General features: G+C 71.9%; 6 protein-coding genes. 1 reads left to right on the plus strand and 5 read right to left on the minus strand.

Annotation, left to right across the window (positions count from 1 at the left end; all coding sequences use genetic code 11):
• Positions 1 to 37 precede the first annotated feature (37 nt).
• The 3 genes from DPA01S_RS04455 to DPA01S_RS04465 are packed head-to-tail and all read right to left on the minus strand — an operon-like array spanning position 38 to position 2,382.
• Positions 38 to 709 carry a TenA family protein gene (locus DPA01S_RS04455; RefSeq protein ID WP_061227816.1) on the minus strand — a complete coding sequence of 224 codons (672 nt, stop codon included), beginning with the start codon at positions 707 to 709 and terminating at the stop codon, positions 38 to 40.
• A gap of 12 nt (positions 710 to 721) precedes the next feature.
• Positions 722 to 1,327, minus strand: a complete 606-nt coding sequence (locus DPA01S_RS04460) for a class I SAM-dependent methyltransferase (RefSeq protein WP_061227815.1) — start codon at positions 1,325 to 1,327, stop codon at positions 722 to 724.
• Positions 1,324 to 2,382 carry an AraC family transcriptional regulator gene (locus DPA01S_RS04465; RefSeq protein ID WP_061914256.1) on the minus strand — a complete coding sequence of 353 codons (1,059 nt, stop codon included), beginning with the start codon at positions 2,380 to 2,382 and terminating at the stop codon, positions 1,324 to 1,326. Before DPA01S_RS04465 ends, DPA01S_RS04460 begins: the two co-directional genes overlap by 4 nt.
• Positions 2,383 to 2,484: 102 nt before the next feature.
• Here DPA01S_RS04465 and DPA01S_RS04470 point away from each other — a divergent pair, with 102 nt between their 5' ends.
• Positions 2,485 to 4,734 carry a fatty acid desaturase gene (locus DPA01S_RS04470; RefSeq protein ID WP_061914258.1) on the plus strand — a complete coding sequence of 750 codons (2,250 nt, stop codon included), beginning with the start codon at positions 2,485 to 2,487 and terminating at the stop codon, positions 4,732 to 4,734.
• 1 nt (position 4,735) lies between these two features.
• Here DPA01S_RS04470 and DPA01S_RS04475 read toward each other — a convergent pair whose 3' ends face one another.
• Positions 4,736 to 5,824, minus strand: coding sequence for an NADH:flavin oxidoreductase/NADH oxidase (locus DPA01S_RS04475; RefSeq protein ID WP_061914260.1), 1,089 nt, complete (start codon positions 5,822 to 5,824; stop codon positions 4,736 to 4,738).
• Positions 5,825 to 5,894: 70 nt separating this feature from the next.
• Positions 5,895 to 7,118, minus strand: a complete 1,224-nt coding sequence (locus DPA01S_RS04480) for an NAD(P)/FAD-dependent oxidoreductase (protein ID WP_061914262.1) — start codon at positions 7,116 to 7,118, stop codon at positions 5,895 to 5,897.
• Positions 7,119 to 7,212 lie beyond the last annotated feature (94 nt).

The following is a 7,212-nucleotide window of genomic DNA, read 5'->3' on the forward strand; positions in this document are numbered from 1 at the left end:
GGTACCACCGTGATCTGCGACCACGCGGCGGCGATGCCTACTCGGCGCTGTCGAGAGCCTGCTGCCAGAAGTCGATCTCCAGGCGGGTGGCCGTGCGGAACACGTCGGTGAGCTCGTCCAGCCGACGGTCCGAGAGCCCACCCGCAGCCAGGGCATCGAGCTGGGCGATCGCGGCGCGGGAGGCGGCGGTGAACTCCTCGCCGGAGTACTCGCCGATCCACTCGCGGTACGGGTGCCCGCCACCCTGTCCGCCGTGCTCGGCCAGCCGCGGCTGCAGCCTGGCGCCGATCTCGGCGTAGCCGATCGTGCACGGGGCCAGCGCAACGCTCAGGTCGAGCAGGTCCCCGGCCATCCCCGAGTCCAGGACGTAGCGGGTGTAGGCGACGGTGGCCTGCTTCTCCGCGGCGGCCTCGAGTTCGGCGCGCGGGATGCCCCAGCGCTCGGTGAGCGTCAGGTGCAGCTCGGTCTCGTTGAGGATCGCGCCGGTCGCGGCGTGCGCGGCCTTGAGGTCAGCAAGCGTGCGGCTCTTGTACGTCGCCAGGGCGTTGGCGCGGGTGAACTGGACGAGGAAGTGGAAGTCCTGGACCAGGTAGTCCTGGAAGACCGGCAGCGGCAGGGTGCCGGCGCCGAGCTGCTCGACGAAGTCGTGCCGGGTGTAGGCGTCCCATTCGTCGCGGCAGCGGGTCTTCAGGGTCTCGAACAGGCTCAACTCGGGTCTCCTTCAGTGCTCGGTCGACAGGCGGGCGACGATCGCGCCGTGTGGCCGGTGCCCGGGCCCTGTCCTGGTGTACGTCTCGATCACCTCGAAGTGTGCCACCCGCAGCCGCTCGGCCAGCGCTCCGATCGACCAGCGGTATGCAGGGGCCACCGCGTGGTCGAAGCGCTCGACCAGCTCGCCGTAGAAGAACCCCACCAGCAGGTGCCCGCCGGGCCGCAGGACCCGGGCGAACTCCGCGAGCGGTACACCGATCCCCTCCGGTTCGTGGTGGATGAGTGAGTACCAGGCGAGGACTCCGGACATGCTCGCATCCCCGAGCGGCAGCGCCTCCAGGTCGGCCTGCTCAAAACAACACCCGAGGTGGGCGGCGCGGGCATGATCCACGAACTCGCTGACGCCGTCGACGCCGCGGACGTCCACTCCCGCTTCAGCCAGGTGCGCTGTCCAGTGCCCGGGCCCGCACCCGGCGTCGAGGACCGGGCCGCCCACCTGACACGCCCAGCGGGTCACCAACTCGCGGTCGGCCGGGTGGACGGTCGAGATAGCCCCGATGTGTTCGATGTACTCCCCCGCCCGCCGCGCGTAGGCCTCGCGCACCTCCCTCGTCACAGGCCCCGCTCCCGGAGCCGGCTCGGCGACACGCCCTCCCAGCGGGTGAACGACCTGGTGAATGTCGCGGTCTCCGAGTATCCGAGCTCGCGCGCCACCTCGGACACCGCCGCGCCCTGGCCGAGCAGTTCGAGCGCTCTGCCGTGCCGCACCTCGTCGACCAGCCGCCGGAACGACGTGCCCTCCGCGGTCAGCCTCCGCCGGAGCGTGCGCTCGTCGACGTGCAGGTCAGCGGCCAGGACAGCCATGGACGGCCAGTCACCCCGCTCGTGCCGCAGCCGGCTACGCACCTGCCCGGCCACACCGACGCGGGCCAGCCGGGCATCCAGCACCTCTCGACACTGCTGCTCGAACAGCCGCGCGGTGTTCTCATCCGCCTGCGGCAGCCGCTCGTCCAGGCGTGCGCGCGGGATGACCAGCCGGTTGGTCGCGCACCGGGAAACCACGGCCGCCGGCTCGAGCCGCCACGCCTCCGCCAGCAGCGCGGCGCTCGCGGGCCCGAGCGTGGTCTCGATCCCGACCAGCTGCAGGTCGATCTGCGCGCCACGAAACGCCACCGCCAGCCCGGCCAGGTCCCGTTCCACCACGAAGGCGCGCACATCGGGCGGGATCGCGTCGTCGGCGGCGACCGCGTACACGACCCCGTCGCCCTCCTCCAGCGCGAACCGCAGGTGCGTCGGCGACAGCGCGAGGTACGGGATCGCCCGCTCGAGCGCCGCGCGCACGGTGGGCCCGGCCAGCATCATGAATCCGATCACGCCGGTCCGACCGATGGTCGAATACGCCCCGATGCCGGCTCCCAGCCCGGGCAGGTCCCCGAGCTCGGCCAACAGATTGCGGATCACCGCGAACTCTTGATGTGCCCAGATCTGCGCGTTCTCATCCGCGAGATCGGGCGGGTGAATTCCGGTGCCGGCGAGGCACCTCGTCGTCGTCATCCCCTGCGCCACGGCGCCTTCCACCATGATCCGCACGCCCTCCGTGCCGCGCGGCACGGCCCACACGGGCGATCCCGGCGACGACCGCGACGACGACAACGACGGCCTCACAGTCATCGCCCGAAACTACCAACCCACCCACCCGATTGTCCGAAAGTGCCAACTTCCCGACCGAAAGCGCCATTCCGCCGGCGCGGATGCGTGGCTACGGTCACAGTCATGACCCTCGCCGGCTCCCCTGACACCGCCACCGACACCGGGCTCGCGGCCGAGCTCGGCGCCCTCTACATCCGCGCCAAGACCGCGGTCGGCGCCGAGGACCTGGCGCACATCCGCAACGTCACCGCCTACGGTGAAGCGATCGACGCCCGCCGCCGCGAACTGCTGCGCGAGGGTGGCCCCCGCGCTATCCGCCGCGCCACCGCACTGGAGATGGCGTACCGCCTCATGCAGTTCTCCGAACTCGGCCACAACATCATCCACGGCAGCTACGACCACCTGCCGGACTGCGGCGAGTACCACTCCGACCGCTACCACTGGGACTTCAACGTCGACACCGACCAGTGGAAGACCATGCACCACGTGGGCCACCACCCCAACACCAACATCGTCGGCAAGGACCACGACCTGGGGTACAGCCTGTTCCGCGGCAGCGCCGGCCAGGACTGGTACGGCCACCACCTCGGCCAGGTCGCGATGATCTCGACCCTGGCCGCGATGGCCCCGATCGCGGCGCCGTTCTTCCTGGCGAACATCGCGCGCAAGGTCGAGGGACACTGGCTCTTCAGCTCATACATGCTGCGGTCCCCCGCCCGGATCGCCGGCCGCGACGCCCGGCGTCGGTTCGTCGACGAGCCGTTCCGTTCGGGATGGAAGCCGCTGCAGACCCTCGCCGCGAACTACCTCGGCGGGGTGACCGGCTACATGTCGGTGCTGTTCCTGGTGTTCATCGAGCACCACGCCGGCGAGCTCGAGCTGTTCACCGACCCCGGCCCCGACGAGACCGCCGACCAGTACTACGAGCGTCAGATCCGCGCGACCCGCAACTTCCTGCCCAGCGCGCAGATGGACGACGCCCTCGCGCGGCTGCTCGAGGAGGAGGTGCCGTTCGAGAACCGGCCCGATCTGCGCATCTTCTACGGCGGGCTGGACACGCACGTCGAGCACCACCTGTTCCCCGATCTGCCGCCGTCGATGCAGCGCAAGATCGCGCCGGAGGTCCGCGAGATCGCCGCGCGCCACGGGCTGCCGTACCACGAGACGCCGCTTCTGGAGACCGTGCCGCTCATCGCCAAGACGCTCACCGGACTGTCGGTGCCGTTCGGCGAGCGCGAGTTCTCTCGGCCCCGCGACCTGCTGCGCGACCCGGCTTCGCTCGTTCGCCGCGTCGCGGCCGGGCTGCGCTACCGGCAACTGCCCGAGTCGCCCTACCTCGACAAGCCGCAGTTCCACAACGTGCCGGCGCGGGTCGTGGCGGTCACGCCTGTCGCGGACGGGCAAGCCCTGTCAGTGCGCCTGGCCCGCCCGCGCGGGTGGGAGGACGTGCGGTGGGACGCCGGCGCGTACGTGTCGGTGCGCCAGATGGTCGACGACGACGAGCTGGTCCGCCAGTACAGCCTGGTCCACGACTCGGTCGGGCAGGCCGGGCCGTCCGACCTGGAGTTCTGCGTCAAGCGCGTGGCTGACGGCCGCGTCTCCAACCGGCTGAACGACACCCTGAAGCCGGGGGCCTACGTGACCCTGGTGGGTGTGCCGCAGTCGACCGGTGACTTCGCGCTGCCGGCAGAGCCTGACACCACTCACCCGGCCCCCACCCTGCACATCGCGGGCGGCGTGGGCATCACCCCGATCATCGCGCTGCTGCGCCGCCTCGCCCGCGACGCCAGCCCCCACGTCGACGCGACGGTCCTGTACTTCAACCGCGACGAACGCTCGATCATCTTCGAGCCGGAGCTTCGTGAGCTGGCCCGCGACGCCGGGATCACGCTGCACCTGTTCACCGACGCCCCGGCCACCCGCGACGACCTTCGCACCGGACGCCTCGGCCCGGAACTGCTGACCGAGCTGGTGCCGGACCTGGCCGAGCGCGAGACCTACGTCTGCGCCCCGGCGGCGGTGATCGACCTGGCCCGCGGGTGGCTGCGGGGGCTGGGACAGCCCGCCGAGCGCTTCCACGCCGAGTCGTTCACCGCGCCCGAACTGGATCGGCCCGCCGACGACGGCAGCCGTTACACCGTCAGTTTCGCCCGCACCGGGACGTCTGTGGAGATCGACGGCGGCACCACACTGCTGGAGGCGGCCGGGCGCGCCGGGATCCCGGTGCCCACCGGCTGCGAGCGGGGCCTGTGCAAGGCGTGCGTCACGACCAAGCTCGCCGGCACCACCAGCGCCGAACAGCCCGGTGTGCAGCAGGAGCGGATCACGGTCTGCAACTCGCTGGCCTCCTCGGACATCGAGCTGGATCTGTAGCTCAGTCCCACTTCCCCCGCGTGTACTGCGGCGGGTACGGGGCGTCGCGCCAGTCCAGGCCCAGCTCGGCGGCCGCGCGCTGCGGCCAGGCGGGCTCGCGGAGCCCGGCGCGGCCGAGGAACACGACGTCGGCGCGCTCCTCGACGAGCAGCCGCTCGGCGAACTCCGGGTCGCTGATCAGGCCGACCGCGCCCGCGAGCACCGCACCCGACGCGCGGACCTCCTCGGTCAGCGGCACCTGGTAGCCCTGCTCGAGCGCCACCGGCGGGCGGTCGGGCGTGTTCGCGGCGGACGAGACGTCCACCAGGTCCACGCCGTGCTCGGCGAGCCGGCCCGCCAGCCAACGCGAGTCCTCGGGCGTCCAACCGCCGGGCACCCAGTCCGTGGCCGAGATGCGCACGAACAGCGGCTTGCCCTCGGGCCAGACCTCGCGGACGGCGTCGCAGACCTCCAGCAGCAACCGCGCGCGGTTGTCGCGCGAGCCGCCGTAGGAGTCGGTGCGCTCGTTCGACAGCGGCGAGAGGAACTCGTGCAGCAGGTACCCGTGCGCGGCGTGGATCTCCACCACGTCGAACCCGGCCTCGTCGGCGCGCCGGGCGGCCTCGGCGAACGCGGTGACCACCTCACGGATCCCGGCGACGTCCAGCGCCTCGGGGGTGGCCATGTCGCCGAACGGGATCGCCGACGGCGCCACGGTGGGCCAGCCACCCTCGGACACAGGCATCGACCCGGAGGGTTGCCCGGGGAACGCCTTGTAGGTCGACGCCTTGCGCCCGGCGTGCGCCAGTTGGATTCCCATCGCCGCGCCCTGGGAGTGGACGAACTCCACGCTGGGCGCCCACGCGTCCCGCTGCCGGTCGTTCCACAGTCCGGCGTCCTCGCGGCTGATGCGCCCCTCCGGCACGACCGCCGAGGCCTCGGCGAGGATCAGCCCGAACCCGCCCTGCGCCCGCGCGCCGAGGTGGACCAGGTGCCACGGCGTCGGCACGCCGTCGCGGTCCTCGCACGAGTACTGGCACATCGGGGACAGCCACGCCCGGTTACGGATCTCGAGGTCGCGGATGCGGATCGGTTCGAAGAGCAACGCCATTCCCGCGATTAAACCCCCACCCGTACCGCCACGTCGCCGGGCCCCGGTCGGCGATGACCGGGCCGAGCACTCATCGCAGCGGGTCGAACGGCGTGAGCACCGGGTCGACCTGCCCGGTGACGATCTGCTTCGCGAGCAGTCTCCCGGTAGCGGGACCGAGCACGATCCCCCACATCCCGTGGCCGCCGGCGACGTACACCCCGCGTCCCGCGGTGGCGCCCACCAGCGGCAGTCCGTCAGGCGTCACGGGCCGGGAGCCGACCCACTCGTCCCGCCTGTCGTCGAGGTCCACGCCTCGGAACAGCCCGTCGACCTGAGTGAGCATCGCCCGGATCCGCCTGTCCCGGGGCGGCTCGTCGGGTCCGAGGAACTCCATCGTTCCGGCGATCCGGAGCCGCCCCTGATACGGGGTGCACGCGATGCGCTGCGCCGGCAGGTAGACGGGGTGCGGGATCGGCTCCTCGACGCCCACCGAGAACGAGTAACCCCGGCCCGCCTGGACTCGCGTCCTCACCCCGAGCGGGCGGGCGAGCTGTGGCATCCAGGCGCCGGTGGCGATGACGACCGAGTCAGCGCTGAGCTGCTCCCCCGTCGCGAGGACGACCCCGGGGGCGCGTCCGGGCCTCACCTCGGTGACGGCGTCCCCGGTGAGCAGCCGGGCGCCGCGCGCGCGGACCGCGTCGCCGAGCGCGTTCACGAAGGGTCCCGGTTCGATGAAGCGCTGGCCGTTCATCCGGTAGGCCGCCGTGACCTCCTCCGAGAGGATCGGCGCGAGCGCTCGGGCGGCGTCGAGCCGCTCCACCTCCACCTCCATCCCGTGGCCGCGAACCCACTCGAGTTCGTCGAGGAATGACGTGGCCGACGCGTGGTCGGTGAACCCGACCACGAAGGGGCCCTCTCGCGTCCGGGCCGCGACCCCACCGTCCGTCAGCTGGTCGAACGCCTCCAGAGCGAGGGCGTTGATCGGGGCCAGGCCGGCCATGGTCCGATGCCAGGCCCGCATCGTCCCGTGTGCGAGGAAACGCGCCAGGAACCCCCACAGTCCGGGGTCGACCCGGAGTGGCACGTGCAGCGCGGCATCCGGGTCGAGCAACGCCTTCAGCCCGTACGTCCACACACTCGGATCCGCCAGCGGCAGGGTCAGGGCCGGGGAGAGGTAGCCGGCGTTCCCCCACGAGGAACCCGCGGCCACCCCCTCTCGATCGACCACCGTGACCTCGACACCGTGTTCCTGCAGATGCCAGGCCGTCGACAGCCCCACCATCCCCGCTCCGATGACGATCGCCGTCTCCATCTCCCCGCCTCCTCCACCGGACACACTGCGATACCTCCAGCATGCCCGCCGGAGGTGCTCCCCCGATCCGATCGGCCGCACCCGGCGCCGCGGA

This window comes from Dietzia papillomatosis NBRC 105045 (genome assembly GCF_001570845.1).
Lineage (GTDB): Bacteria > Actinomycetota > Actinomycetes > Mycobacteriales > Mycobacteriaceae > Dietzia > Dietzia cinnamea.